Here is a 1,892-nt window from a genome sequence, read left to right on the forward strand (position 1 = left end):
GTTGCGCATGGTGGCATATACATGAAAACCCTGTTTTGCCAGCATCAAAGTCATACTTAAACCTAACCCTGTTGATGTCCCTGTCACTAATGCAATTTTTTTCATTTTAAGCCTCGTCGTTAAAAGTAAACTGATTAGTGCATTTTATGCATAGCAAAGCAAAAAGTAAACTGATCAGTGCAATTTAATTTATAGACAAAAAAAAGGTCTACAAATGTAGACCTAAAACACCAGACGCTAGCACAAGTGCTAGCTGTCAGAGGAAATGTTATGACAGGTTTAAAGGAGGAAATAAGCTAGTTGCCCCCTCTTCCGCACCTGTCACCATGGCTCTTTGCGCCACAAAAAGTTCACGTCCCATACCTTGATGAGAAGCATCAAGGTTATGCTTAGCTTGCTCGCGGTGAGCAAGGTTTTGGCTATCAATTAATAGACTTAATTCACCCGTGTTTGCATCAAGACGCACCATATCACCATCTTGAATACGGCCAATTGCACCACCAGCAGCGGCTTCTGGCGTTAGATGAATCGCTGCAGGCACCTTACCTGACGCGCCTGACATACGGCCATCTGTCACTAAAGCAACCTTGTAGCCTTGATCTTGCAGATTTCCAAGGTAAGGCGTTAATTTATGCAACTCTGGCATACCTATCGCCTGTGGCCCTTGGAAACGAACGACAGCAATGCAATCACGCTTAAGGTCACCATTAGTAATAGCATCCGCTAATTCATGCTGGCTATGAAAAACCGCCGCTGGCGCTTCAATGACACGATTCTCATCTTTAACCGCTGAGACCTTGATAACAGCCCGCCCCAAATTACCCGTCAAAAGAGACAAGCCGCCCTCTTTACTAAAAGGTGCAGTAATAGGTCTTACGACATCTTCATCTAAGCTATCTGACGTACCATCACGCCATACTAGTTTGTCGTTATCCAAGAAAGGTTCTTTGGCGTAATGAGCTAACCCTTTACCCATAATGGTATTCACATCTTCATGCACTAAACCACCCGCGATAAGTTGCTTCACAAGAAAAGCCATACCGCCTGCCGCATGGAAATGGTTAATATCAGCAGGGCCATTGGGGTAGATACGGGTCAATAAAGGCACGACTTTACTCAGTTCAGCAAAGTCATCCCAAGTAATAATAATGCCAGCAGCACGGGCAAAGGCCACAATATGCATGGTGTGGTTAGTTGAGCCACCGGTTGCGAGCAAACCAACGATCGAGTTAACTATGCTACGTTCATCCACAATCTCGTACATAGGACGATAGTCGCTACCTAATGCTGTGATTTTTGTTGCTAATTGGGCAGCATAAGTTGTCAGCGCATCACGCAAAGGGTCATTCGGATTAACAAAAGAAGAACCGGGTAGCTGAAGACCCATTAATTCAACTAAAAGCTGGTTTGAGTTAGCGGTTCCATAAAAAGTACAAGTACCCGCACTATGGTAAGAAGCCGATTCAGCTTCTAAAAGCTCATCACGTGTGGCTTCACCTATGGCAAACTTTTGTCTAACCGCAGCTTTTTGAGCGTTAGTAATGCCTGAGTGCATAGGTCCTGCGGGGATAAACAAGCTTGGCAAATGTCCAAAGCGCAATGCCGCCATTAATAGTCCCGGCACAATTTTGTCACAGATACCAAGATAAACAGCAGAATCAAACATATTATGAGACAAGGCAATCGCTGCGCCTTGAGCAATATTATCACGGCTAAACAAGCTTAGTTCCATGCCATCTTGCCCTTGGGTAACCCCATCACACATGGCAGGTACACCACCTGCAAACTGAGCAACAGAACCCATCTCATGCACCGCTTTACGAATTTTATCTGGATAGATTTCATAACGCTGATGTGCAGACAACATGTCATTATAGGAAGAAATAATGCCA

At 44.6% G+C, this 1,892-nt stretch carries 1 protein-coding gene; it reads right to left on the minus strand.

The genetic code is table 11. The features are described 5' to 3' along the window. Window positions 1–268 precede the first annotated feature (268 nt). Window positions 269–1,892: phosphogluconate dehydratase (gene edd, locus MED121_RS06160; RefSeq protein WP_009832770.1), on the minus strand; the 1,624-nt coding region annotated here is incomplete at its 5' end.

Source organism: Marinomonas sp. MED121 (assembly GCF_000153025.1).
Lineage (GTDB): Bacteria > Pseudomonadota > Gammaproteobacteria > Pseudomonadales > Marinomonadaceae > Marinomonas.